The 24,224-nt window shown below is 70.4% G+C and carries 27 protein-coding genes, 1 tRNA gene and 1 other RNA gene; 20 read left to right on the forward strand and 9 right to left on the reverse strand.

Features of this window, described 5'->3' with window-relative positions; genetic code table 11:
* Nucleotides 1-257: 257 nt before the first annotated feature.
* Together PV721_RS24040 and PV721_RS24045 are read right to left on the reverse strand one after the other, a co-directional pair.
* Entirely contained in the window at nt 258-437 is a 180-nt protein-coding gene (locus PV721_RS24040) for a hypothetical protein (protein ID WP_030027564.1), read from the reverse strand.
* Nucleotides 438-520: 83 nt separating this feature from the next.
* A complete protein-coding gene (locus PV721_RS24045; RefSeq protein WP_319727640.1) occupies nt 521-1,465 on the reverse strand; it encodes a universal stress protein in 945 nt (314 codons plus the stop codon).
* 163 nt (nt 1,466-1,628) lie between these two features.
* Between PV721_RS24045 and upp the strand changes: the two genes are divergently transcribed.
* On the forward strand, nt 1,629-2,264 hold the full coding sequence (gene upp / locus PV721_RS24050; RefSeq protein ID WP_030010426.1) for a uracil phosphoribosyltransferase: 636 nt from the start codon (nt 1,629-1,631) through the stop codon (nt 2,262-2,264).
* A gap of 68 nt (nt 2,265-2,332) precedes the next feature.
* Here upp and PV721_RS24055 read toward each other — a convergent pair whose 3' ends face one another.
* Both PV721_RS24055 and PV721_RS24060 read right to left on the reverse strand, forming a co-directional pair.
* Nucleotides 2,333-3,004 (reverse strand): LytR C-terminal domain-containing protein, encoded by a 672-nt coding sequence (locus tag PV721_RS24055; protein WP_319727642.1) that lies wholly within the window; start codon nt 3,002-3,004, stop codon nt 2,333-2,335.
* A 93-nt stretch (nt 3,005-3,097) separates the two neighbouring features.
* Nucleotides 3,098-3,394: a type II toxin-antitoxin system VapB family antitoxin gene (locus tag PV721_RS24060; RefSeq protein ID WP_030010424.1), complete on the reverse strand. Its 297-nt coding sequence runs from the start codon at nt 3,392-3,394 to the stop codon at nt 3,098-3,100.
* Between the two features lie 88 nt (nt 3,395-3,482).
* Between PV721_RS24060 and PV721_RS24065 the strand changes: the two genes are divergently transcribed.
* Together PV721_RS24065 and opcA are read left to right on the forward strand one after the other, a co-directional pair.
* Nucleotides 3,483-5,093, forward strand: coding sequence for a helicase HerA-like domain-containing protein (locus PV721_RS24065; RefSeq protein ID WP_319727643.1), 1,611 nt, complete (start codon nt 3,483-3,485; stop codon nt 5,091-5,093).
* A 21-nt stretch (nt 5,094-5,114) separates the two neighbouring features.
* The gene (opcA, locus tag PV721_RS24070; RefSeq protein ID WP_319727645.1) at nt 5,115-6,047 is read left to right on the forward strand and encodes a glucose-6-phosphate dehydrogenase assembly protein OpcA; all 933 of its coding nucleotides are present in this window, start codon (nt 5,115-5,117) and stop codon (nt 6,045-6,047) included.
* Here the strand turns inward: opcA and PV721_RS24075 are convergent.
* Nucleotides 5,996-6,469: a cupin domain-containing protein gene (locus PV721_RS24075; protein ID WP_319727647.1), complete on the reverse strand. Its 474-nt coding sequence runs from the start codon at nt 6,467-6,469 to the stop codon at nt 5,996-5,998. The genes opcA and PV721_RS24075 overlap by 52 nt on opposite strands.
* 145 nt (nt 6,470-6,614) lie before the next feature.
* Complete coding sequence (locus PV721_RS24080) at nt 6,615-7,217, reverse strand: HhH-GPD-type base excision DNA repair protein (protein WP_319727648.1); 603 nt, start codon at nt 7,215-7,217, stop codon at nt 6,615-6,617.
* 126 nt (nt 7,218-7,343) lie between these two features.
* Here PV721_RS24080 and PV721_RS24085 point away from each other — a divergent pair, with 126 nt between their 5' ends.
* The 4 genes from PV721_RS24085 to PV721_RS24100 all read left to right on the forward strand — a co-directional run bounded on the left by PV721_RS24085 (nt 7,344) and on the right by PV721_RS24100 (nt 10,736).
* A complete protein-coding gene (locus PV721_RS24085; protein WP_319727649.1) occupies nt 7,344-8,159 on the forward strand; it encodes a VOC family protein in 816 nt (271 codons plus the stop codon).
* A gap of 184 nt (nt 8,160-8,343) precedes the next feature.
* Nucleotides 8,344-8,508: a hypothetical protein gene (locus tag PV721_RS24090; protein WP_319727651.1), complete on the forward strand. Its 165-nt coding sequence runs from the start codon at nt 8,344-8,346 to the stop codon at nt 8,506-8,508.
* Entirely contained in the window at nt 8,492-9,076 is a 585-nt protein-coding gene (locus tag PV721_RS24095; protein ID WP_319727653.1) for a hypothetical protein, read from the forward strand. Before PV721_RS24090 ends, PV721_RS24095 begins: the two co-directional genes overlap by 17 nt.
* Before the next feature lie 175 nt (nt 9,077-9,251).
* Nucleotides 9,252-10,736, forward strand: coding sequence for an MFS transporter (locus PV721_RS24100; RefSeq protein WP_319727654.1), 1,485 nt, complete (start codon nt 9,252-9,254; stop codon nt 10,734-10,736).
* 299 nt (nt 10,737-11,035) lie between these two features.
* Here the strand turns inward: PV721_RS24100 and PV721_RS24105 are convergent, their stop codons facing one another.
* Both PV721_RS24105 and PV721_RS24110 read right to left on the reverse strand, forming a co-directional pair.
* Entirely contained in the window at nt 11,036-11,443 is a 408-nt protein-coding gene (locus tag PV721_RS24105; protein ID WP_319727655.1) for a hypothetical protein, read from the reverse strand.
* Nucleotides 11,444-11,677: 234 nt separating this feature from the next.
* The gene (locus PV721_RS24110; RefSeq protein ID WP_319727656.1) at nt 11,678-12,103 is read right to left on the reverse strand and encodes an NUDIX hydrolase; all 426 of its coding nucleotides are present in this window, start codon (nt 12,101-12,103) and stop codon (nt 11,678-11,680) included.
* A gap of 58 nt (nt 12,104-12,161) precedes the next feature.
* On the opposite strand from PV721_RS24110, the gene PV721_RS24115 reads away from it, so the two are divergent.
* From PV721_RS24115 to PV721_RS24165, 11 genes are all read left to right on the forward strand, one after another.
* Nucleotides 12,162-12,941 (forward strand): GntR family transcriptional regulator, encoded by a 780-nt coding sequence (locus PV721_RS24115; RefSeq protein ID WP_319727658.1) that lies wholly within the window; start codon nt 12,162-12,164, stop codon nt 12,939-12,941.
* A 471-nt stretch (nt 12,942-13,412) separates the two neighbouring features.
* Entirely contained in the window at nt 13,413-13,682 is a 270-nt protein-coding gene (locus PV721_RS24120) for a DUF6284 family protein (RefSeq protein ID WP_319727659.1), read from the forward strand.
* Nucleotides 13,679-14,521 (forward strand): DUF2637 domain-containing protein, encoded by an 843-nt coding sequence (locus PV721_RS24125; RefSeq protein WP_319727660.1) that lies wholly within the window; start codon nt 13,679-13,681, stop codon nt 14,519-14,521. The genes PV721_RS24120 and PV721_RS24125 overlap by 4 nt, the downstream gene beginning before the upstream one ends.
* Nucleotides 14,518-14,889, forward strand: coding sequence for an RRQRL motif-containing zinc-binding protein (locus tag PV721_RS24130; protein ID WP_319727661.1), 372 nt, complete (start codon nt 14,518-14,520; stop codon nt 14,887-14,889). The genes PV721_RS24125 and PV721_RS24130 overlap by 4 nt, the downstream gene beginning before the upstream one ends.
* A 6-nt stretch (nt 14,890-14,895) precedes the next feature.
* Complete coding sequence (locus tag PV721_RS24135) at nt 14,896-15,282, forward strand: DUF6251 family protein (protein WP_416371167.1); 387 nt, start codon at nt 14,896-14,898, stop codon at nt 15,280-15,282.
* 71 nt (nt 15,283-15,353) lie between these two features.
* A complete protein-coding gene (locus PV721_RS24140) occupies nt 15,354-15,587 on the forward strand; it encodes a DUF6257 family protein (RefSeq protein ID WP_319727663.1) in 234 nt (77 codons plus the stop codon).
* 90 nt (nt 15,588-15,677) lie between these two features.
* Nucleotides 15,678-17,798 (forward strand): FtsK/SpoIIIE domain-containing protein, encoded by a 2,121-nt coding sequence (locus tag PV721_RS24145; RefSeq protein ID WP_319727664.1) that lies wholly within the window; start codon nt 15,678-15,680, stop codon nt 17,796-17,798.
* Nucleotides 17,799-18,092: 294 nt separating this feature from the next.
* Nucleotides 18,093-19,028: a bifunctional DNA primase/polymerase gene (locus tag PV721_RS24150; protein ID WP_319727665.1), complete on the forward strand. Its 936-nt coding sequence runs from the start codon at nt 18,093-18,095 to the stop codon at nt 19,026-19,028.
* Nucleotides 19,029-19,339: 311 nt separating this feature from the next.
* Nucleotides 19,340-20,782 (forward strand): phage/plasmid primase, P4 family, encoded by a 1,443-nt coding sequence (locus tag PV721_RS24155; protein WP_319727666.1) that lies wholly within the window; start codon nt 19,340-19,342, stop codon nt 20,780-20,782.
* Between the two features lie 123 nt (nt 20,783-20,905).
* The gene (locus PV721_RS24160; RefSeq protein ID WP_319727667.1) at nt 20,906-21,136 is read left to right on the forward strand and encodes an excisionase family DNA-binding protein; all 231 of its coding nucleotides are present in this window, start codon (nt 20,906-20,908) and stop codon (nt 21,134-21,136) included.
* Nucleotides 21,137-21,147: 11 nt separating this feature from the next.
* A complete protein-coding gene (locus PV721_RS24165) occupies nt 21,148-22,395 on the forward strand; it encodes a tyrosine-type recombinase/integrase (protein ID WP_319727668.1) in 1,248 nt (415 codons plus the stop codon).
* A 78-nt stretch (nt 22,396-22,473) separates the two neighbouring features.
* Here PV721_RS24165 and PV721_RS24170 read toward each other — a convergent pair.
* A tRNA-Ser gene (locus PV721_RS24170) sits at nt 22,474-22,561 on the reverse strand.
* 107 nt (nt 22,562-22,668) lie between these two features.
* Here PV721_RS24170 and ffs point away from each other — a divergent pair.
* Nucleotides 22,669-22,767: signal recognition particle sRNA small type (gene ffs, locus PV721_RS24175), an RNA gene on the forward strand.
* Nucleotides 22,768-22,831: 64 nt separating this feature from the next.
* Nucleotides 22,832-24,224: DNA polymerase III subunit gamma and tau (locus PV721_RS24180; protein WP_319727669.1), on the forward strand; the 1,393-nt coding region annotated here is incomplete at its 3' end.

Below are 24,224 nucleotides of genomic sequence, written 5' to 3' on the forward strand. Positions count from 1 at the left end.
ATACTCCCGCGTACAATCCACCCCTCACCAACACTCGCATCTTTAGAGTGAAGCTGTGTCTGTTTACGGTGTCTGTTTTTTTTTTATGGGTGCGTGAGCCCCAGGGATTCACCCTATTAAAGCTGCGGGAGGCGCAGGTGGGTATAAGAAAAAGGCTTGGCCGTGTCGCGGCGTGCCGGGCCTGCGGCGGCTTCCCGGGGCTCCGCCCCGGGCCTCCGCGCCTCACGCGCCGGCGGGGCCGGACCGGGCCGATGCGGCTACCAGCGGAAGGTGCGCATGCGCATTTGCTGGCGCATGCGGGCTGCGCGGGCGCGGCGGGGCTGGACGCGGTCGCGCAGGGCGCGGGCCTCCATGAGATCGCGCAGGAACTGCGCGCGGCGTGCTCGGCGCTGCGCCGCGGTCTCCGGCGCGTCGTCGCTCGGCTGCGTGTCGGGCATCGGCCACCACCCTGGGCTGGTCGGTCGTCCCCCCTGCACCCACCTTGCCCCGGACGGGCCGTTTGATGCCACCCCGCTGCAGGTCAGGCGTCGTCCTTGAGGGTCGGGACCACCGCCACCGGGCCCTGCGCGTGCTGCAGCACCGCATGCGCCACCGAGCCCATGAACAGGGACCTGGGGCGGCGCCTCGGGTGGTGGCGGCCGACCACGACCAGCGCCGCCGACGCGGAGGCGGTGACCAGCCGGCCCGCCGCGTCGCCCGGGACCGCGGCCTGCTCGACCCGGACGTCCGGGTAGCGGGCACGGAACGGCGCCAGCCGGGCCGTCTGGGACCGCAGCATCTCCCGCTCGGCCGGAACGGCGTCCCCCTCGTCCGCCAGCCCCTCCGGCGGGATCACCTCGAAGGGGGCGTCGATGATCAGGTTCGGCACGGGCGGGACGGCGTACGCGGAGACCACCTGGACGGTGGTCCCCCGCGCGGCGGCCTCCGCGAAGGCGAAGGTGATCACGTCGTCGGGGGTCTCGGCGGCGTGCAGCCCGAGCACCACCCGCCCGGCGGACTCCTCCGCGGCCTCCGAGGCCCCGGCGGTCCGCTCCGCGTGCGGGACCACCACCACCGGGCATGGCGCCGTGGCCGACACGGCCCGGCTGTTGGAGCCGAGCAGCAGGGTGGCGAAGCCGCCGCGGCCCCGGGAGCCCATCACCAGCATCAGGCCCTCCGCCCCGATCACCCGCAGCGCCTCGGGGACGGAGCCCTCCAGGGCCTCGTAGCGGATCCCCTCGGGCAGCTCGGAGCCGCCGCCCAGCAGGGCCCGCACCCAGTCCTTCACGGGGTCGGCGAACTCCTTCGGCTGCGAGGCGTCGTGCAGCGACGACCGGCGGCCGGCATACAACTGGGCGTGGTCGGGCAGAACATGGGCGACCATCAGCCCGGTACCGTGCCGGACGGCTGCGGCCCTCGCCCACTCCAGGGCCCTGAGGCTGGGTTCGGATCCGTCGACGGCTGCGATCACCGGTGCATTGCTCATCCGTCCAGCGTGCTGGGCGTCCGGGCGGGTCGCATCCGCAGGCCGCTGCGGGCGTGGCCGCCGCTCCGGACGCGAACGGGCCGCGTCACCGCGTAGCCTTTTGGGTGCAGGTCGCGTCGTGCGGCCGTTTTTGCTGGTCGCAGGCTGAGTTTTGGAGGATGTTGTGCGTTTGCAGGTCGTCGATCACCCCTTGGTGGCGCACAAACTCACCACCCTGCGCGACAAGCGCACCGACTCCGCCACCTTCCGGCGGCTCGCCGACGAGCTGGTCACCCTGCTCGCGTACGAGGCCACCCGCGACGTGCGCACCGAGCAGGCCGACATCGAGACGCCGGTCGCCCCGACCACCGGCGTGAAGCTCTCCCACCCGCGCCCGCTGGTCGTGCCGATCCTGCGCGCCGGCCTCGGCATGCTCGACGGCATGGTGCGGCTGCTGCCGACCGCCGAGGTGGGCTTCCTGGGCATGGTCCGCAACGAGGAGACCCTGGAGGCCTCCACGTACGCGACGCGCATGCCGGAGGACCTCTCCGGACGGCAGGTCTACGTGGTCGACCCGATGCTCGCCACCGGCGGCACGCTCGTCGCGGCGATCCAGGAGCTGATCAAGCGCGGCGCCGACGACGTCACGGCCGTGGTGCTGCTCGCGGCGCCCGAGGGCGTCGAGATCATGGAGCGCGAGCTGGCGGGCACGCCGGTGACCGTGGTGACGGCCGCCGTGGACGAGCGGCTCAACGAGCACGGCTACATCGTGCCGGGCCTGGGCGACGCGGGCGACCGGATGTACGGCTCGGCCGAATAGGCCGCCCGGCGGCCGGCCGTCACCGCGCTCCGGCGGTAGGGCGGCAGGCCGGTACGCGGTTCAGGCGTTCAGCATTTGGCGGGCGCGGGCACGGGGTTGGCCAGGAGGGCCAGCGCCTTGTCCGCGTCCTCCTTCGTACTGAGCTCCTTGAAGGCGTCGCCCAGGATCAGGTCGATGTCCGCGCTCTCGCGGGTGTCGGTCTGCTGGGTGGTGCCGGCGAGCTGAGTGCCCAGCACGGAGAAGGCGGCCTTGTCCGTCGTGGGGGAGCCCAGCAGTATCCCGGTGCCGGGGACCTTCTTGTCGAAGTCGGCCGGGGCGTTGCCGACGTTGCCGATGACGAAGCCGCGTTTGGCCAGTTCGTCGCCGACGGCCTTGGCCAGCCCCGCGCGCGGGGTCGCGTTGTACACGTTGACCGTGATCTCGCCGGGCGGCGGGAGCACGACCGCGGGTTTCGCGGCGGCCGAGGCGGTGGAGGCGGCCGGGGGGCCGCCCTTGGCAGCGCCCTTGGGTGGCGTCGTCGGGCAGTCCTTGGCACCCGCAGCCGTGTTCCGCTTGGGGCTGTCGCCGCGGAACACGTCGATGAGCTGCAGTGCCCCGTAGCCGACCAGGGCAAGCGCGAGGACCGAGCCGAGGATCGCGAGGACGATCCGAGGACGGCTCCGCTTGCGGCTCATACGGGGGTAGGCGGCTCCCGTGACGCGGTACTTTCCGCCCATGCCGGGGGGAGTGAGCATGCTCATGGGCGCAGCGTAGTGCGGCCCGGTGGCGATGCCTACTAAATGATCTGCTGATAGGTCAATGGTGACCCGAAAGGCGCAATCTACGCGAACCCGTCAGTCCATCTCGAGGACGCGGGCGTGCAGTACCTGACGCTGCTGCAGGGCGGCGCGCACGGCGCGGTGCAGCCCGTCCTCCAGGTAGAGGTCGCCCCGCCACTTCACGACGTGGGCGAACAGGTCGCCGTAGAAGGTGGAGTCCTCGGCGAGCAGCGTTTCGAGGTCCAGCTGTCCCTTGGTCGTCACGAGCTGGTCGAGCCGGACCGGGCGCGGCGCGACGTCCGCCCACTGCCGGGTGGTTTCCCTGCCGTGGTCGGGGTACGGCCGCCCGCTTCCGATGCGCTTGAAGATCACACGGAAAGCCTACCGGGCCCGTGCCTGCGGGCGCAGCCTCGAAGCGGCGGTGCAAAAGTGGCGAACAGTGCTATTTGGGGAGTGATCCATGAGCGAGAGCACCGACCCCGCCGTCCCGGCGGACCAGACGGGCCCGGCCGAGAAGATCGCCGCCGGGTACGCGTTCACCGGACCCGCGCTCGATCTCGGGGCCCTGCTGTGGGACGGCGGCTGCCTGCCCGACCGCCAGATCCGCATCCCGCTGTCGATGCTCAACCGCCACGGACTGGTCGCCGGGGCCACCGGCACCGGCAAGACCAAGACGCTCCAGCTCATCGCCGAGCAGCTGTCGGCCCACGGCGTGCCCGTCTTCCTCGCGGACGTCAAGGGGGACGTCTCGGGCATCTCGGCGCCCGGCACGGCCGACCCGAGGATCGACGAACGCGCCCGGGAGGTGGCCCAGAAGTGGGAGCCGAGCGGATACCCCGGCGAGTTCTACTCCCTCGGCGGGATCGGCCCCGGGATCCCGGTCCGTTCCACCGTCACCAGCTTCGGCCCGGTCCTGATGTCGAAGGTGCTCCAGCTCAACCAGACGCAGGAGCAGTCCCTCGGCCTGATCTTCCACTACGCCGACACCAAGGGCCTGGAGCTGATCGACCTCAAGGACCTGCGCGCGGTCGTCGCCTTCCTCGTCTCCGACCAGGGGAAGGCCGAACTCAAGGGCACCGGCGGGCTGTCCACGGTGACGGCCGGGGTGATCCTGCGGTCCCTGACCGCCTTCGAGCAGCAGGGCGCCGCCGCATTCTTCGGCGAGCCGGAGTTCGACACGAGCGAATTCCTGCGCACGGCCCCGGACGGCCGCGGAGTGGTCTCCGTGCTGGAACTCCCGGCGGTCCAGGACAAGCCCCAGCTCTTCTCCACCTTCCTGATGTGGCTGCTGGCCGACCTCTACAACGACCTGCCGGAGGTCGGCGACCTGGAGCGGCCCAAGCTCGTCTTCTTCTTCGACGAGGCGCACCTGCTCTTCAGCGGGGCCTCGAAGGCCTTCCTCACCTCCATCACCCAGACCGTGCGCCTCATCCGTTCCAAGGGCGTCGGCGTCTTCTTCGTGACGCAGACCCCCAAGGACGTACCGGCGGACGTGCTCGCCCAGCTCGGCAACCGGGTGCAGCACGCGCTGCGCGCCTTCACCCCCGACGACGCGAAGGCGCTGAAGGCGACCGTGAAGACCTTCCCCAACTCCGCGTACGACCTGGAGGAGCTCCTCACCCAGCTCGGGACCGGCGAGGCGGTCATCACCGTGCTCAGCGAGAAGGGCGCCCCGACCCCGGTCGCGGCGACCCGGCTGCGCGCCCCGCAGTCGCTGATGGCGCCGGTCGAGCCGGCCGCCCTGGACCGGGCGGTGAAGTCCTCGCTGCTCTGGCCGCGCTACGCGGAGCCGGTCGACCGCGAGTCGGCGTACGAGAAGATCGGCGCCGAGCAGGCCGCGGCCGAGGCGCAGGCGGAGGCCGCAGCGGCCGCCGCCGCGGCCGGGAAACAGGCCGGGGAAGCGGAGAAGGAGGCGGCGCGGGCCGCGCGCGGCGCCCCGAAGCCGGAGCCCTCACTGGCCGAGCAGGTGGTCGGGAGCGGGCTGTTCCGCTCGCTGGCCCGGTCGATCGGGACGCAGCTGGGCCGGGAGATCTCGCGCTCCGTTTTCGGTACGGCTCGCAAGCGCAGGTGACGCGGTGACAGACTCGGGTGCATGCGGACCGAACTCACCGACACCACGTCCAGCAAGGTCAACCGGGCCCTGCTCGATGCCCGCCGGGCCATAGGCAGCCCGACCATGGGGCTGGTGCTGACCCTCGTCATCGTCACCGACGAGGAGAACGCCTACGACGCCGTACGCGCGGCTTCCGAGGCCTCGCGCGAACACCCCTGCCGCATCATCGCGGTGATCAGGCGCACCTCGCGCGGCCCGCTCAAGCTCCGCGCGAACCGGGTCGACGCCGAGCTGCGGGTCGGCTCGGACGCCGGGACGGGCGAGATCGTGCTGCTGCGCCTGCACGGGGCGCTGACCGAGCACGCCGGCTCCGTCGTCCTGCCGCTGCTCCTGCCGGACGCGCCCGTGGTGGCCTGGTGGCCGGCGGACGCCCCCGTCGACCTGGCGGGTGACCCGCTGGGCGCGCTCGCGCAGCGCCGGATCACGGACGCGGCGGCCGCCTTCGACACGGTCGGCGTGCTCGACGAGCGGGCCGCCGGCTACCAGCCCGGCGACACCGACCTGGCCTGGACCCGCCTCACCCCGTGGCGGTCGCTGCTGGCCGCCGCCCTGGACCAGAAGCCGCTGCCGGTGACCGCCGCGGCGGTGGAGAGCGAGCCCGACAACGTGAGCGCGGAGCTGCTGGCGCGCTGGCTGGAGGACCGGCTGGGGGTTCCGGTGTCCCGGGTGTCGAGCGAGGGGCCGGTGATCACCAGGGTCAGTCTGCAGACGACGGGCGGGGAGATCCGGGTGGACCGGCCCGCGGGAGTGCTGGCCACCCTGAGCCTGCCGGGGAGCCCGGACCGCAAGGTGGCCCTGAAGATCCGCAGCGGCGCCGAACTGATCGCGGAGGAACTGCGCCGCCTCGACGCGGACGTGGTCTACGGCTCGGCGCTGCGGCGGCGGCCGCTCCAGACGGGGCTCTCCGCGTAGTGGTTGTCGTAGGTCGCCGAGCTGTCCTTGATGTCCTGCACGGTGGCCTCGCCCGCGTTGACCCGGCCGAGGAGCCGGTAGTAGTCGAAGCGGGCCATGCCGGGGGTGAAGCCGACGAAGACGCTGGCGGTGTGGCCGGCGGCGGGGGCGAAGGCGTGCTTGACGCCCGGCGGGACCGCGACGAAGTCGCCGGCGCCCAGGGTGTGGATCTCGTCACCGACGAGGACGTCGAGCTGTCCGGCGGTGACGTGGAAGAACTCGGTCGCCTTGGTGTGGAAGTGCACTGGGGCGCCCGCCGCACCCTCCTCGAAGGTGGCGGTGTTGCAGGTGAGTTCGGCGGTGTCGGTGAGCAGGGTGATGAGGCTGCCGGGGGCGTCGTAGATGGCTTCGGCAGTGGCGGCGCGGGTCGCGATCTCTGTCATGTCCCCCAATCTACGGTCCTGTTGGACCGGTTGCGGCAGTGAATTGGATCTCTTCCGCAGGTCGGCGCACTGCTCGGCCCGGCGGTCGACCTGCCGGTCGATCCGCTGGTCAGGGGCTTGACCGGCGGATCGGCCCGCAGCAGGGTCAGGACCCGCCGGCGGCCTTCGCCGCCTTGGCGGCGGCCTTCATCTCCTGCTTGTGCGCCCGCACCTTTGCCAGCGACTCCGGGCCCGTGATGTCGGCCGCCGAACGGTAGACGTTCGCCTGGCCGTACCCGCCCGCCGCCTCCCGCCACCCCGTCGGCCGCACGCCGAACCGCTTGCCCAGCAGGGCGAGGAAGATCTGCGCCTTCTGCTCCCCGAAGCCCGGCAGCGCCTTGAGCCGCTTCAGCAGCTCCGGGCCCGTCGCGGCATCGGCCCAGACCGCCTCGGCGTTCCCGCCGTAGTGCTCCACCAGGTACGCGCACAGCTGCTGGATCCGCGTGGCCATCGACCCCGGATACCGGTGCACGGCGGGCTTCTCCGAGAGCAGGGCGGCGAAGGCCTCCGGGTCGTAGGCGGCGATGGCGTGCGCGTCCAGATCGTCGGCGCCCATGCGCTGGGCGATCGTCCAGGGCCCCGAGAACGCCCACTCCATCGGCACCTGCTGGTCCAGCAGCATCCCGACGAGCGCGGCGAGCGGGCTCCGGCCGAGCAGCGCGTCGGCCTCCGGCTGCTGCGCCAGCCGGATGGTGATGTCCTTGTCCATGGCACCAGCGTCCCGCGTGGCCGCGTTCCCCGCGCGGTCGGCACACCGCGCGCCTAGCGTGAGTACGACGACGGCTACGAGTCGACAGGAACAAAACGACAGGTACGAGCGAGGAGTCGATCGACCATGCTTGAGTTCTCCGAGGGCGCGCCGTGCTGGGTGGACGCGATGTTCACCGATGTGGAAGGTGCCAAGGCCTTCTACGGCGACGTGCTGGGCTGGACCTTCGGCGAAGCCGGCAGCGAGTACGGCAACTACACGCAGGCCTATTCCGACGGCAAGGCCGTGGCGGCCGTCGTGCCGCCGATGCCGGGGGTCGGCGCCCCCTCGCAGTGGTGTCTGTACTTCGCGTCGCCGGACGCGGCGGCAACGGCAGGGAAGATCACGGCGGCCGGCGGCGAGGTCCTGATGGGCCCGATGCAGGTGGGCACCTTCGGCACGATGCTGATCGCGAAGGAGCCGAGCGGCGCCGTCTTCGGCGTCTGGCAGCCTGGCGACCACAAGGGCTTCGAGAAGATGGGCGAGGCCGGCTCCTACGCCTGGGCGGAGGTCTTCACCCGGGAGCCGGACAAGCCGGACGCGTTCCTCCCGCAGGTGTTCCCGTACGGCGCCCAGCAGATGGACGCGGGCGACGACCCCGCGGCGGCGAACATGGACTTCAAGGTCTTCAGCGTCGGTGGCGGCGGCGGACACCCGGTGCTCGGCCGGATGAAGATGGACGACGACTTCCCGGCGGACCTTCCGCCGTACATCCAGATCTACTTCGGGGTCCCGAACTGCGACGAGGCGGTCGAGAAGACGAAGAAGCACGGCGGAAAGCTGCACTTCGGCCCGATGGACAGCCCGTTCGGCCGCTTCGCGGCGGTCACCGACCCGCAGGGCGCCGCCTTCGCGGTGATCGACATGTCGACGACGGTCGGGGAGATGCCCTCCTTCGGCTGAGCCGCACGTGCGCGGGCGCGGCGGCGGGTCGCGGATGGCGCGGCCCGCCGGACCGCGCTGCCGCACGACCCGGCAGACTTCGCTCCCGATACGTACGTTCGAGCAGTGCGGGGGCGGAACTCATGAGACGTGGAACGGTCGTGGCAGCGGCGGGATGCGGGCTGGCGATGCTGGCGGCGGTCTCGTGCACGCTGCCCCCGGCGCCGCCGTTGTCGCCGAAGGCGCTGCCCTCGCCCGCGTCTTCGCCGAAGCTCTCGCCCTCGCCGATGCCGTCCGTGACGCCGTCCGTGCCGCCCGTGGCGCCGTCCGCGCCGCCCGTGACGCCCTCGCCCGTGCCGTCGACGCCTGAGGCACCCTCGACGTCCGGGCCCGCCGCGGCCGTCGGTGAGGGGAAGGTCACGGCCGCCGACGCCCCGCTGCTGGATGCGGTCCGCCGGGACCCGGGGGTCACCGTTCCGGACGACGACGCGGTCATCGTGATCCACCGTGAGTCCGCGCGCGGCGCGGGCGAGTTCGCCTGGATGCCGGACGACCGGAACTACTGCCTGGCCGTGGTCCGCGGCGGGCGGGCGTCCGTCGCCTGCAAGCCGCTGCCGAAGTCCTGGGCGCGGATCGGGATCCGGCTGGTGACCAAGGGCGGGCCGTACCCCGACCAGGCCGGCGCGGCCGGAGCCCGTACGGTCTTCTTCGCCGTCGTGGACGGCGGCCACGGCCCGTACCACTACACCGGTTCCGCGACGCCGGACCCCGGCGCCGGGCCGGTCCGCGACGCCACGGCCGTCTTCGCCTCGGGCCGGACGCTGAGCCTGCTGACGTACGAGCGCGCCGCCGCGGATCTCCCGCCGCGCGGCGGCCCCGACATCTGCAGCACGGACAACGCCGTCTGCTTCCCGGCGCTCGACGCCTACGTCGGCTGACCGAAGGCCCCGCCGGATCCGCCCGGTGGACGGCCGGTGAGTTCTACGCCTGCCCCGGCGTGACGAGCCTGGCCCGCCCACTCCCTCTTGCGAACAGCGTACGCATCGGCGTACGTTGTTCTCATACAAGCGAACGCTGTACGCAGCGAAGCGAGGAAAAGGGGAAGGGATCACCATGGACGAGGCTCGCAATCCGCGACGCTGGCTCATCCTGATCGTGCTCTGCCTCAGCACCCTGGTGCTGGTCGTCGACAACATGGTGCTGACCGTGTCGATCCCACCGATCGCGGAGGACCTCGGCGCCGACGCCGAGGCCATCCAGTGGATCATCGAGTCGTACATCCTGGTCTTCGCCGGACTGCTGCTCACGGCGGGCAGCCTGTCCGACCGGTTCGGCCGCCGCCGGATGATGATCATCGGGCTGGCCCTCTTCGGGGTGGCCTCGCTCCTCGCGGCCTACGCCGACTCCCCCGCCCAGCTCATCGCCGGCCGCGTGGTGATGGGCATCGGCGGCGCCCTGGTGATGCCGAGCACCCTCTCGATCCTGATCACCGTCTTCGACGAGGAGGAGCGCCGCAAGGCCATCTCCGCCTGGGGTGCGGTGGCCGTGCTCGGCCTCGTCGGCGGCCCGGGGCTGGGCGGCGTGCTCATCGCGCACTTCTGGTGGGGCGCGGTCTTCCTGATGAACGTGCCGATCGCGCTGCTCGCCATCGCCGCCGCGCTGATCCTGATGCCGGAGTCCAAGGGCCCCTGGCGCAGGCCCGACCTCGCGGGCATGGCCCTGTCCGTCACCGGCATGACCGCCCTGATCTGGACGATCATCGCCCTCCCGAAGGACGGTCTCACCGCCGCGTCCACCCTCACCTCGCTGGGCATCGCCGTGGTCGCCCTGGCCGCCTTCGCGGTCCACGAGGTACGCACCGACTCCCCGATGGTCCCGCTGGCGCTCTTCCGCGACCGGATGTTCAGCGGCGCCAGCTTCTCCCTCGTCCTGCTGACCTTCGCCAACGGCGGCCTGATGCTGGTCCTGACCCAGTACCTCCAGTTCGTCGGCGGCTACACCCCCACCGAGACCGGGCTGTCCTTCACCCCGCTGGCCGTCGCCACGCTCCTCTTCAACGGCCTCGGCGCCACCCTCGGCCGGAAGATCGGCAACCGCTTCATGACCGCCGTCGGCCTCGCGGTCATCGCCTCCGGCTTCGGTGTCCTGGCCACCCTGGAAGCGGGTGACGGCTTCGCGCCGCTGGCCACCGCCATGGTCCTGATGGGCATCGGCAGCGGGCTGGCCATGCCCGCCGCCACCGCGGCCCTCATGGGCGCCGTCCCCGAGGAGCACGCCGGCGTCGGCTCCGCCCTCAACGACACCGTCCAGCAGGCCGGAGCCGCCCTCGGCGTGGCCGTACTGGGAGCCGTGCTCTCCACCACCTACGCCGCCGGGATGCCCGCCTCGGCCCCGGCCGACGCCCGCCACTCCGTCGCCGCGGCGCTGACCGACCCGGCCTTGGCGGCCGCCGCCCGCGAAGCCTTCACCTCGGCGATGGCGGCGACCTTCACGGCAGCGGCGGCGGGAGTCCTGGCCGCCGCGGCCCTGGCCCTGATCCTGATGCGCGACCGGCCGCGGACCGGAGCCCCCGAGCCGGTGGGGGCCGGCGCGCACTGACCGGCGCAGGAAACGCAGAAGGCCCCGGCCGGTTTCCCGGTCGGGGCCTTCAAGTGCCCGGTGAGGCACTGGCGGAGGATACGAGATTCGAACTCGTGAGGGGTTGCCCCCAACACGCTTTCCAAGTCTGTTTGCCCAGGTAGGCGGCTCGTTCGTCCTTGTCCGCCCGTGTTCATGAGCGTTCACTGGGCGCTTAGCAGGGGCGCGCCGTATAGGGGTGAACGGTGCCGTACGGTGGTGAATGAGACGGAAACTGAGACGGGCTGCACGCGGTTGGGGCGCTCTCGCGTCCCGGCAGGTCAACCTTCCAGAGCCAGCAGGTCGGCGTTCAGGGCATCCGAGGCTGCGTGCAGGAAGTTCAGGTAGCAGTCATGGGCGTCTAACGCCTTCGCGTCGAGGGAATCAACGCTCGTGCTTGAGTCTTCATCGTAGGCTTGGCCGAGGGCGTCGAGAATGGCACTTCGAAACTTCTGGAGCTTGCCACCTGCCTGGATGACGGCGGCTGTGACCTCTCGTGGACCCTCGACATGAATCACCGCCTCATGATGCTTTAGGGCACTATGCGCCGCCGTTGCCTCTCGGTACTTGCGCAAGGCTTGCTCACGGAGCTCCTCCCGGTTATCGGTGGACTCAACGGCATCTGCCGTTTTATGGCAAGCCTCCATGAACAGGTCGTACGCCTCCCGGAACCCCGATGCATAGGCCACATACGCTGAGCGTCTGGGGTCCCGTAGTGATCGCCTGTGCTCTGCGGTTAGCTGGAAACGGGCCTGTGATCGCGCGAGTAGAGCCGCGACGACTGCCGCCCCGCCTGTGCCGACGGCTCCGACGGTGGCGCCCAGCACGGCGGCCAATCCTGCATCCATGCCCTGAGTGTTCTTGAGGCGGATGAGGATGGTGGCGAAACCGCGAGATTGGCTGCTGAGAGCGAGTCTTGCCCGTTAGGCAGACTCCAGGAGATGGCGGCCGTCGTGCGATCGAACGTGGGGAGCTGAGGAGTCCAAGGCGTCCAGGACGCGGACGGCGTAGACCTCGGTCATGGTGGTCTGCACCTCATGCGGCAGGAGCCACTCGACGGCTGTCGACTCGGCTGAGGTCTCTTCCTGACCGCCGACTGGCCGGCACAGGAAGACCAGGGCGACCACGCCCCGGCTCATGTTCTTGTAGACCCCGGTCAGCCGCTCAACCGCGATGCTGATCCCCGTCTCTTCCAGCACTTCCCGGACGACTCCGTCCTCCGGGCGTTCATCCAGTTCCAGCACGCCGCCGGGCGGCTCCCACGTGCCGTTGTCGGCGCGACGGATTACGAGAACGCGGCCGTCGTCGCGCACGACGATGCCCGCGACTGAGACCGAGTGAAGCGGCATCGACGCGCCCTCCGGGTAGCGTTGCTCATATACATGAGTCTAGGAGAAGCAGCAGGACATGAGCCCTACAACTTCGAGGGATTCCGGAAAGCCACGCTACCTACAGATCGCTGACGACCTCGGGCAGCAGATCAAGAACCTCGTTCTGCGCCCAGGCGAACAGGTTCCGAGCGAGTCTGAGCTGATGGAGCGCTATGGCGTCGCTCAGGGCACCGTACGCAAGGCGATGACGGAACTGCGGACAACGGGTCTGATCGTCACCCACCACGGCAAGGGTTCGTACGTGCGGAGTCGGCCGCCCGTCCAGCGGAAGTCCTCGGAGCGGTTCCGGCGGTCGCACCGCACGGCGGGTAAGGCCGCGTACCTGGCCGAGGCTGAGCAGTCGGGCAGTGTTCCAAGCGTTCGCGTGCTCTACGTCGGCCCCATCGAGGCCCCAGAGGGCATCGCGGAGCGCCTGTCGGTCTCGCCTGGCACGAAAGTTCTCGCCCGCCGTCGCCTCTACTTCAGTGACGGAATCCCCACGGAGGAGGCGACTTCGTACCTGCCCTGGGACATCTCCAAAGACATCCCGGAGCTGTTCGAGGAGAACCCCGGCGGTGGCGGCATCTACGCCCGCCTGGAAGAGCACGGGCACACGCTCGCCGAGTTCGCCGAGACGGTCCGTGTGCGCCTCGCGAGCAAGGCAGAGATCGCGGCGCTCAGCCTGAGCCCTGGTTCACCCATCATCCACTTGACGCGCAACGCCTGTTCGCAGGATGGCCGGATCGTGGAGGTCTGCGACACGCTCATGGCTGCTGATCAGTTCGTTCTCGACTACCGCATCCCCGCCGGAGACTGACGGTCTGGCTGGTTTCTGGCGGTCTACTGGCACACGCAACGCGCGGCGGGTTGACTCATGTACATGAGTGGGTCCACTCTCTAACTCGTAACTCCTGCACATGAGTACATGTGCATAGGAGCTGCGCTGTTGTGCAAGGGACCCGGGATAGAGCGGGTCGAGGGCGCGCCGGACCCTGGTCATTCCGGAGGGCTTAGACCGAAAGGTCACGTCTCCATACGCCTACGCCAGGCATGGCGGCTCTACCTCGCACGGGAGCCGCAGTCCTGAAGGAGACATCGCACCACTCACCTCGCCGCAGCGTTCCACGGCGGCCGGTTGCCTCCTCCGCCCGTTCCTCGCCTTGGCGGGTGGACGGACGGGGTTGAGGGGAGCCGGCATTCCGCTCCACCCCAACACAGTGCAGCCCCGGCGCGGGAACGCCGGGGCTGCTTGTTCGGGCCCCGTTCCTCTCTCGAAGGAGCAAGACCCATGAAGTCCATCGCTGCACTTCAGAACGTCGTTACCCCATGGACCGACGGCCTTGAGCCGACGGACGCGGAGCTGGAAGCGATCGAGATCGAGCTGCCGCTGATTTTGGCGGAACGCGACCTGCTCGACGCGCAGATCATGACGCTGGACCGGACGCCCGCCGAGGTGGACGAGCAGCGGCTCCGGCGGGCCTGCCGGCAGGTGCTCGCCGCCTGGATCGCGCTGGAGAACCGGGTCGCCCATCTTCCGTCCTCGGGTGGCGCGGCATGAACCGCAAGGCGAAAGCCGCGCTCGTCCTGGCCCTGGTGGCCGTGGTCGCCATGGCCTTCCGTGTCTCCTGGAACGCCCTGCGGGACGTGGCCAAGGCCATCGGCGCGGACGCGACGGCCGCGACCCTCTACCCGTTCGTGGTCGACGGCCTGATGGCCCTGGCCCTGGTCGCCGCACTCACGCTGACCGGTGACGCCCGTCGATTCGCCCTGCGGGTGCTGGCCGCATACACGCTCGCGTCGCTGGTCCTGAACTACGTGCACGGGCTGCTGCCCGAGCTGCACTCCGAGTCGATCGGTTGGACCCGACTGGCCGACGGGGACGTCACGAACTGGGCGCTCGTGCTGCTGGCGACGTCGCTGCCGGTTGGGTCGATCTACTTCGGCTCCGACCTCGTCGCCAAGGTTCTCCACCACCGCCAGGCAGGCGAGCCGCACGGTGAAGAATCGACTCAGATCGATGCAAATCGGTCGATGTCTGACCAGGGTGAACCGGTTGTCGAGGAGACGACCCCGGGGGTGGAAGTGGACTCTTCACTCGTCCCGCTGGTCGACCCGATCGAGGCCCGAGCACAGCTCGCTGTGGCCACCGAGTCGGTACGTCCGCGTCGAGCGACGGGCCGAGTTCCCCAGGCCGCTCGATCGACCCGACCGACCCGCACGGACATCGAGCTGATGGCCGAGGCGCGGAGCCTGACGGAGTCGTGGCCGATCGAGAAGCTGACCGGCGAGGGCATCCGCAAGGCGCTGCGCACATCCCCGGCCAAGGCCCGGGTCGTGCGTGAGGCGCTGAAGGCGGAGCGCGAGCGGGACACTAGTGCCGTGGTGGTGGCCGGATGAGGCTGAGGTTCGCCGACTGCTTCGACCCGACTGGAAGAGTCCACGGCCTGCCCACCTTTCCGTGGCGCCTCGCCCCGGACGGGCTCGCTACCCGCCGGCAGTTACGGGCCTTGGGCCTGCGTCCCGGGGGTCAGGACATCGCCGGTCAGGTACTCCGGCCGCGCTTTCGGCGGGGCCCGTTGACCGCGTTCCTGTACCGCGTTGACCGCGCGAAACCGGTCCGGCCGATGACCCCGGCCAAGGCCGCCGCGCTCGCCAAGGCCAACACGGCCCGCCGCACCTGCCCCGAATGCCGCCGCGACGCCGGATACGTCATCCCGGCCTCGCTCGGCATGTGCGTCCCCTGCGCCTACCCCGAAGCCTCCTGAAGGGAGATGACCGTGAACCACCTGCCCGAACCCGCCCGACCGTCCGGCATCGTGCAACTCCCGGACGGCACCCACGTCTACGCCGAGAACCTGCCCGCCACCTACACCGGGCCGCAGGTCGTACACCAACACATCCACCAGGCACCCCCGGACAAGACCGTCCAGCGGATCGCGCTCGGCTCCGGGGTTGGCGCCGGAGCGGTCGCGGCCGGCGTGTACTTCGGCCCCCTCCTCGTCGGTGCGCTGACCGCGATCGCAGCCAACATCGCGATGCTCGCCGTCCTCGCCCTGGTCCTCGGCTGGTGTGTCCACACGGTCGTGAAGTCCGTCGGCAGCCCCGATGCCGCATCAGCCGTGAAGAACGTGCGCAAGGCCCGCCGCCGGCGCGGCTGACGGCTGCCCGATCCACCCGCCCCGTGCGGGTGGTGAGGGGAGCCGGACAGACCGGCCCCGGAGGGAGCGTCATGGCGAAGGACCCGAAGTTCACCGCTCGTGAGATCACGCAGATCGGCTGGTACACGGCCCGGATGGCCAAGCGCGGAATCGCCGGGGAGAACGTCCACCTCGGTGACCTCCAGAAGAAGGTCGATCGGATCATCGACGGCGCCCGCGAACGCGAGCAGCAGCAGGCCGCCGATGCGGCGGAGGCCGAGAAGGCCGCCCGTAAGGCCAGGGCCAAGAACCTCAAGACCAAGTAGTTGTGCCCCGGGGCGGCCGTCCCGGCCAAGGAATCAGGCCGCCCCGGGCCCTACCCACCCCGCTTGTCAGCGAGAGCAGGAGTTCTCAGCATGACCGACAACGTCGTCCCCCTGTTCAAAGACCCCTCGACCTCGACCGACACCGTTACCGCGGCTTCCTCCACCCCGGGCCCGGCCGCCGCCGGCACGGTGCGGCCGGTGCAGGTGTGGAAGCGCACCGCACGCGGTGTCCGTATGGCGGTGACCAGCGAGCAGACGCGCACCGCTGCCCGGCTGGTGGCCCGGCACGGCATGTACGTCATCGGCGGCACGAGGATCACGGCGAAGCGGACGTGGGATGGGCGGACCGCGTCCCGGTACGAGCGGATGATCCGCGCCGCAGAAGCGGGCGGGAACTTCGAAGAGGCGAAGGAGTGGGAGGACCGGCTGCAGCGCTTCCGATCCGGCCGCCACCACCGGCGCATGGACCTGCTCCGCTCCGCCCCCGACCTCGCCAAGACCGTGGCCGTCGGCACCGGCCTCACCGTCGGTGGCCTCCTGTTCCTCGGGATCGTGCTGGCCATAGCGAACAAGGACATCTCGTGGGTGTTCGCCCCGATTGGCACGGTGATCGAGGCGATCCGGATGATCGTGGTCGTGGCCACCGTGGCGTGGGGGCCCGCGCTCACGATCGGCCCGTGGCTGGCCTTACTGGCCTTGTGGGGCGTCGGCCGCCGCCAGCAGACCGCACCTCAGTGGACGCTCCCCGCCCAGCAGCGCGACACCACCGGAGCACCCATTACTCCGTCGATCGTTGTCACCGCCCTGCGTGACCTCGGTATCGCCCCGCTGAGGGGCGCCATCAAGGACATGGGGGATGCCGGCGCCGCGATGCTCGGCCCGATCCGCATCGCCGGATGCGGCGTGGAAGTCGACGTCACCCTCCCCTCCGGCGTCTCCACCGCCGAGGTCCAGGGACGGCGCAGGAAGCTCGCCGAGAACCTCGCCCGCCACGAGCACGAGGTCTTCATCACCCTGCCGGCCGCCGCCCGCACGGTCCGACTGTGGATCGCCGACTCCGGCGCCCTCGACCAGCCGATCGGCCCCTCCCCACTGGTCACCGACGAGACCATGACCGCCAACTACCGGACCGGCAGGGCCCCCTGGGGTCAAGACCTGCGCGGCGACGCAGCGACGCTGAGCCTCTACCAGCGCCACCTGCTCATCACGGGTCTGTCGAACCAGGGAAAGACGGCCGCCCTGCGTGCGCTGGCCCTGTGGCTGGCCCTCGACAAGACGGTCGAGTTCCGGATCGCCGACCTCAAGGGCGTAGGTGACTGGGCCATGTTCGACGGCCTGGCCACCACCCTGATTCAGGGCCCGACCGACGACCACGTCATCGCCGCCACCGAGATGGTCGAAGGCATGGTTGCCGAGATGGAGCGCCGCATTCAGGCTCCGCCCGGGACCGTCTTCACTCCGCTGGTCGGCATCGTGGATGAGGCGCAGGTCGCGTTCATGTGCCCGGCCGTCGGCGCGGACAAACGGCCTTACGGCGGGTCCAAGGCCACCTCCCGCTACTTCATGGCCGTCCGGAAGATCCACAACCAGGGCCGGGCCGTCGACGTGATCCTCGAAGAGGGCACGCAGGACCCGACCGACCAGAACCTCCCCAAGCTCGTCCGGGAAGGCGCTCACACCCGCATCTCCCTCGCCCTGGGCACCGAGTCGCAGGCCCGAATGGCGCTGGGCGACAAGGCCGTCGACGGCGGCGCCGCCCCGCACCTGCTCAGGCAGGGACTCGATAAGGGCACCGTCGTTGTCGCCTCCGACGGCATCGCCATCCCGGCCGGGCAGGCGTCCATCACGGTCCGCACCCACTACATCGACACAGACACCGCCGCCCTGATCGCCGAGCGGGCCAAGGCCATGCGCGCCGGCATCGTCACCGCGCGCACCGTCGACCACGGGCCGGCCATCGACCCGCTCGCGGACATCCTGTCCGTCCTCGGCACCGAGCCGCGCGTACTCACGCAGGACGTTCTCAAGCGGCTCGCCGTGCTGAACGAGAAGGCGTACGGCGGGTGGTCGTTCATCGACCTCAAGCGCGTCCTGGACGGCACCGGCGCCGAGCCATACAAGTCCGACGGCCGCATGGTCATCGGCCGCGACCGCATCGCCCGCGTCCTCGCCAACCGGCCGGACGAAGGTTCCGCTTCTGCCGCCGAGTAGAGGGAGCCGCACCCTCCCGGGTCAGGGAGGCAGGGAGAACTCCCTAACCGCCTCCCTGACCCGCCTCCCTGGGTCTGAGCTGCGCAAATGATCTGCCAGGGAGGCAGGGAGGCACCGCAGGTCAGACCCCCGAAAACCCCCTCCACACGCACCCCGACAGGGGGTGCTCCAGCCTCCCTGCCCACCGAGAGGCAGGGATTCCGCTTCACCCGCCCGGACATGCCAAGAGCGGCCCCACATCCGCCAAGACCAGGGCCGCTCTCGTCCAGAACGCCAAGAACTGGAGAGACCAGCATGACCCACACCACCGACTTCCCGCGAGACCCCGGCCGCCCGGCCTTACCCGCCCACCTCCGCACCGCGCTCTGGCTCGCCGAACTGGGATTGCCTGTGCTGCCGCTGCGGGCGGGCAAGCTTCCCTTCGGGAACTGCACCTCCTGCACCAGCAACAAAGCCGCCGGGCCCTGCCGGTGTGGTGACCGCCCGAACATGAAGTTCGCCGGGCCCTGCCAGTGCCCGGCCCCCTGCCACGCCTGGGCTGCCGCCACCACCGACCCCGCCGTCCTCACCTCCCCGGCATGGGCCCGGGCCTGGCAGCAGGCCGGAGCAGTCGCCTACCACCCCGGCGGGGGCGGCTTCACGGTCGTCGACCTCGACAACGCCGACGCCGTCACGTGGGCCCGCCAGACGCTTCCCGCGACCAAGATCGTGCCGACGACGCGCGGGGAGCACTGGATCTACCGGGGCGCCATGCAGTCCGCCAACCACGCCCGGCCCGGCGTCGACATCAAGTCCCTGATGGCCTACGCCGTGTGGCGGGGCCCCGGTGCTGGCCACATCACCGCTCTGCCGGACGCCGTCCGCGCGCTGGTCCTGAAGGAAGAGACCACCCGGCCCCTTCGCGGGGAGGTGGACTCTTCGTCTCCCACCCGCGCCCGGTGGGACCGATCGGTCGCCACCGGCTGCCGCCACACCGACACCTTCGTCCAGACCGGCCTGACCCAGGGGCTCGCCAGGGTCGCCGCCTGCCGCGAGCAGGGCGCCGGCAGCGCCGCCTACGGCGTCGCCCGCTTCCTCGCCAACCAGCACGCCGCATGCCCCGGTCCGTGCGGTCTGGAGATGCTCGGGCGCCAGGTCATCGACGCGGCCGTCGATGTCGGAGTGCCCGAGGCGTACGCCGAGCGTGCGGTCACGCGCGGCCTTGCCGCTGTGGCGGTGAGGGCGTCGTGACCACCGGCCCCCGCCCCGCCGAACCGACCCCCACCCCGGACAGCAGTAGCGCGCCGAAGGTCGTCGCCGAAGGCGTCCCTTCTGCCCTTCGCCCTGACCCGCACGGGGACGAACGGACGCCGCCCCGTCGCCTGGCTCCACATCAACGCCCCCGGACGCGGCGTGACCCCGTCGGTCCGTTCCTGGTGCGCGTGTGGGCGGGATCTGTTTGCCGCTGGTCAGTGGCGTGCGCTTGCCCTGATCGCCGACCACGAGCAGCACCGCACCGACTGCCCCCACATCACGCCCGCCCAGGAAGGGAGGAAGGCCGCATGAGCCTCGCCGAGGAGCTGCCCGCTCCGTCCAACCCGATGGCCGTCGCACGCCGGATCCTGCCCGGCTGGCAGGACGAGCAGCAGCGCCTGCTGTGCAGGCGGTGGCGGGGATCGTGGATGCACTGGACGGGTACCTGCTGGCGAGAGTTCGAAGAGCAGCAGATGCGCGCCACTCTGTACAAGCAGTTGGAGCACGCCACCTACGTCGCTGGCACAGACAAGGACGGTCTGCCGGATGTGAAGGACTGGGCGCCTACCCGCACCAAGCTGAGCAACCTCCTGGACGCCCTCACGGCCGTCACTCTCTTGCCCTCGGAGGTGGACGCGCCCTCGTGGATCGATCGGCAGGAAACCGCGGGGGACCGCAGCCCGATCGTCGCGTGCGAGAACGGGCTCCTGCGGATTCGAGACCGAGCGCTCCTGCCCCACACGCCGGGGTTCTTCAACCTCGTGTCCGTGCCGTTCGCATACGACGAGGCGGCCACGGCCCCGGCCTGGGAGAAGTTCCTGCACCAGCTCTGGCCAGAGGATCCCAGCGCCATCCAGGCCTTGCAGGAGTGGTTCGGCTACGTCCTCTCCGGCCGCACCGACCAGCAGAAGATCCTGCTCATGAAGGGGCCCACCCGATCCGGGAAAGGAACGATCACCCGGATCCTGACCGAGTTCGTCGGCAAGAAGAACATCGCCGGTCCCACCCTGGCCAGCCTCGGCACCAACTTCGGTTTGTCCTCGCTGGTCGACAAGCCCTTGGCGGTCATCTCCGACGCCCGCCTAACCGGTAACGAGGGAGGCCAGGTGGTGGAGCGGCTCCTCACAATCTCTGGCGAGGACACCATCGACATCGACCGTAAGTACCGCGACCTGTGGACCGGGAAGCTGCCGACCCGGTTGATGATCCTCACCAACGAACTCCCTAGCTTCGGCGACAGCAGCGGCGTGATCGCCCGCCGATTCATCGTGCTCAACATGACTGTCTCCTGGCTCGGCAAGGAAGACACCACCCTTGACGAGTCCCTCAAGCGGGAGATGCCCGGAATCCTGAACTGGGCCCTCGACGGCCTCGCCCGTCTCCAGGAGACCGGCCGGATCAGCCAACCCGCTTCCTCCCGGGAGGCGATCACGATCATGCAAGACACTGCGTCACCCACCAGCGCGTTTGTCCGCGAACGCTGCGCCACCGGGCCTGACTGCGCTGTGCCCGTGGACGCCCTGTGGAACGTCTGGCGCGAATGGGCCGAGGACAACGGCGTACGTGCCGGCACCAAGCAGGTCTTCGGCCGCAACCTTCAGTCCGTCGTCCCCCAACTCCACCGGGAACGCCCCCGCGACGAGTACGGCCGGCAGGTGCCGACCTACACCGGCATCACGCTCAACCAGTGCGGTCCACATTCCCATGAGTCGCGACTCAAGCGACTCAACCCGGTTCAGAACGCCCTCTGAGCCGCTCTGAGTCGCTTGAGACGCGACTCAACGCAATGTGAATCCAACTTGCATCCGTCGGCCGTCCCCACGACTCGTGGGGGCGGCCGACGTCGGTCTACGGGAACGAAGGAGAACCCACGCATGGATGCTCACGACGCCGAACCTCCGATCGATCTCACCCTCGTCCTGCTGACCGTCGAGGAGGCAGCGCGGCGGCTGCGGATCGGTCGAACCCTCTGCTTCCGCCTGATCGGCACCGGCGAGCTGGAGTCTGTGCCCGTCGGCCGCCTGCGGCGGGTGCCGGTGGGAGCCGTCCACGACTACGTGGCCCGCCTTCGCGCCACCCACCGCCGTGCCGTGCCCACCCCATGAAGAGGAACCCTGTGGAACAGAAGAAGCGCACCCGCCAGCCCAACGGCGCGTCATCGATCTATCTCGGCACCGACGGCAAGTGGCACGGTCGCGTGACCGTCGGGGTGCGGCCGGACGGCAAGCCCGACCGCCGGCACGTCGAGCGGAAGACACAAGCCGAGGTCACGAAGGCCGTCCGGGCTCTGGAGCAGCAGCGCGACGCGGGGACCGTACGGAAGATCGGCCAGCAGTGGACCGTGAAGACCTGGCTGGAGCACTGGGTCGAGAACATCGCCAAGAAGTACGTGAGCGAGAACAGCTACGACGGGTACGAGGTGGACGTCCGGGTCCACCTCGTACCGGGCCTCGGAGCTCACAAGCTGGAGCGGCTGGAGCCGGAGCACCTGGAAGAGTTCTACGCCCGCATGCAGAAGAGCGGCAGCGCGGCCGGGACGGCGCATCACGTGCACCGCACGATCCGGGTAGCCCTCACCGAGGCGGTTCGGCGGGGACACGTCCCGAAGAACGTCGCCGAGATCGCCAAGGCTCCCCGGCTCGAAGAGGAGGAGATCGAGCCGTACACGATCGAAGAGATTCAGAGCCTCCTCTTGGAGGCCTCGAAGCTCCGGAACAGTGCCCGGTGGGTCATCGCCCTGGCCCTCGGGCTGCGGCAAGGGGAAGCGCTCGGCCTCAAGTGGGAGGACGTCTACCTGGACGCCGGGTACATCCGCGTCCGGAAGAACCGCCTGCGTCCGAAGTACGAGCACGGGTGCCGGGAGAGCTGCGGCCGGAAGCCGGGGTACTGCCCGGCCCGCAAGGAGACGCGGCGCGAGGTCAAGAACACCAAGTCCCGCGCCGGCCGCCGCACCATCGGCTTGCCCGAGCCGATCATCAAGCTCTTGCGCAAGCACCGGGAAGAGCAGGGGCGGGAGCAGAAGCGTGCCGGGGACGAGTGGGAGGACAAGGGGTACGTCTTCGCTCAGCCCACCGGCGGGCCCCTCATCCCGAACACGGACTACCACCACTGGAAGAAGCTCCTGGGGGACGCCGGGGTCCGGGACGGGCGGCTGCATGACGCACGCCACACCGCCGGGACGGTCCTTCTGCTGCTGGGGGTCCCCGATGTGGTGGTTGACGCGATCATGGGCTGGGAGCCGGGAGGGTCGGCGCGGATGCGGGCCCGGTACATGCACGTGACGGGGCCCATGCTGAAGAGCGTCGCCAAGCAGATCGGTGACGCGCTCTGGGGAGCCGCCGAGGAGGCCCCGGACCCGAACTGAGACGGAAACTGAGACGGGACAAGCGAAAAGCCCCGCTGCGAGCAGCGGGGCTTTTCGACATCGTGCCCGGTGAGGCACTGGCGGAGGATACGAGATTCGAACTCGTGAGGGGTTGCCCCCAACACGCTTTCCAAGCGTGCGCCCTAGGCCACTAGGCGAATCCTCCGCCGCAAACAATACAAGACGTTGAGGGGTGCTCGCGAACGTGATCGTCGGCGGGAGGGCAGGTCGGGGTCCGGCTCGATTCCGGGGGCCTCCATCCGCTAAGGTGGGGCCAGCCCCTCACGTGGCGCTATCTCACCCAACTCCCCCAGGGCCGGAAGGCAGCAAGGGTAAGTGGGCTCTGGCGGGTGCGTGGGGGGCGCTTTGCGTTCCCGTGGGCCTTCGTGGCGTCCGCGGGCCGCTCTTGTCGGTGGTCCCGGATAACCTCGTAGACGTGTCGTCCCTTGCGCTGTACCGCCGCTATCGCCCCGAGTCGTTCGCCGAGGTCATCGGGCAGGAGCATGTCACTGCACCGCTGATGCAGGCCCTGCGGAACAACCGGGTCAATCACGCGTACCTGTTCAGCGGGCCGCGCGGGTGTGGAAAGACCACCAGCGCGCGCATCCTCGCCCGGTGCCTGAACTGTGAGCAGGGTCCCACTCCGACCCCCTGCGGGGAGTGCCAGTCCTGCCGGGACCTCGCCAGGAACGGGCCGGGGTCCATCGACGTCATCGAGATCGACGCCGCCTCGCACGGTGGTGTGGACGACGCCCGTGACCTGCGCGAGAAGGCCTTCTTCGGGCCGGCGTCCAGCCGCTACAAGATCTACATCATCGACGAGGCCCACATGGTCACCCCGCAGGGCTTCAACGCCCTGCTGAAGGTGGTCGAGGAGCCGCCGGAGCACCTCAAGTTCATCTTCGCCACCACCGAGCCGGAGAAGGTGATCGGGACCATCCGGTCCAGGACGCACCACTACCCCTTCCGTCTGGTGCCGCCCGGCACCCTGCGGGACTACCTGGGCGAGGTCTGCGGGCGGGAGGGCGCCACGGTCGAGGACGGCGTGCTGCCGCTCGTCGTGCGCGCCGGAGCCGGTTCCGTGCGTGACTCGATGTCCGTCATGGACCAGCTGCTCGCCGGTGCGGGTGATGACGGTGTGACGTATGCCATGGCGACCTCGCTGCTCGGGTACACCGAGGGGTCCCTGCTCGACTCCGTCATCGACGCCTTCGCCGCCGGGGACGGGGCCGCCGCCTTCGAGGTCGTCGACCGGGTGGTCGAGGGCGGGAACGACCCGCGCCGGTTCGTCGCCGACCTGCTGGAGCGGCTGCGCGACCTCGTCATCCTGGCCGCCGTGCCCGAAGCCGGGGAGAAGGGGCTGATCGACGCCCCCGCCGATGTCGTGGAGCGGATGCAGGCCCAGGCGTCCGTGTTCGGGGCCGCCGAGCTGTCGCGCGCCGCCGATCTGGTCAACACCGGGCTCACGGAGATGCGCGGCGCGACCTCGCCGCGGCTGCAGCTGGAGCTGATCTGCGCCCGCGTGCTGCTGCCGGCCGCCTTCGACGACGAGCGGTCCTTCCAGGCCCGGCTCGACCGGCTGGAGCGCAGCGGGGCCGCCGCCTTCGCGGCCGCGCCCGCCATGGGGTACGTCCCCGGGCCCGAGACGCACGCCATGGCGCCCGCCGGTCCCGGCGGGGGTGTGGCCGCCGCGCGCGCCGCCGCTGCCGCCGTCCAGCCGCCCGCGCAGGTGCCGGCTCCCGCGGCTCCCGCGCCGGTCCGGGCTCCCGAGCAGCCGGAGGCTCCGGTGCAGGCCGCGCCGGCCGCCCCCGCGCCCGCCGCCCCCGCCC

The organism is Streptomyces sp. MB09-01, assembly GCF_033794505.1.
Taxonomy (GTDB): domain Bacteria; phylum Actinomycetota; class Actinomycetes; order Streptomycetales; family Streptomycetaceae; genus Streptomyces.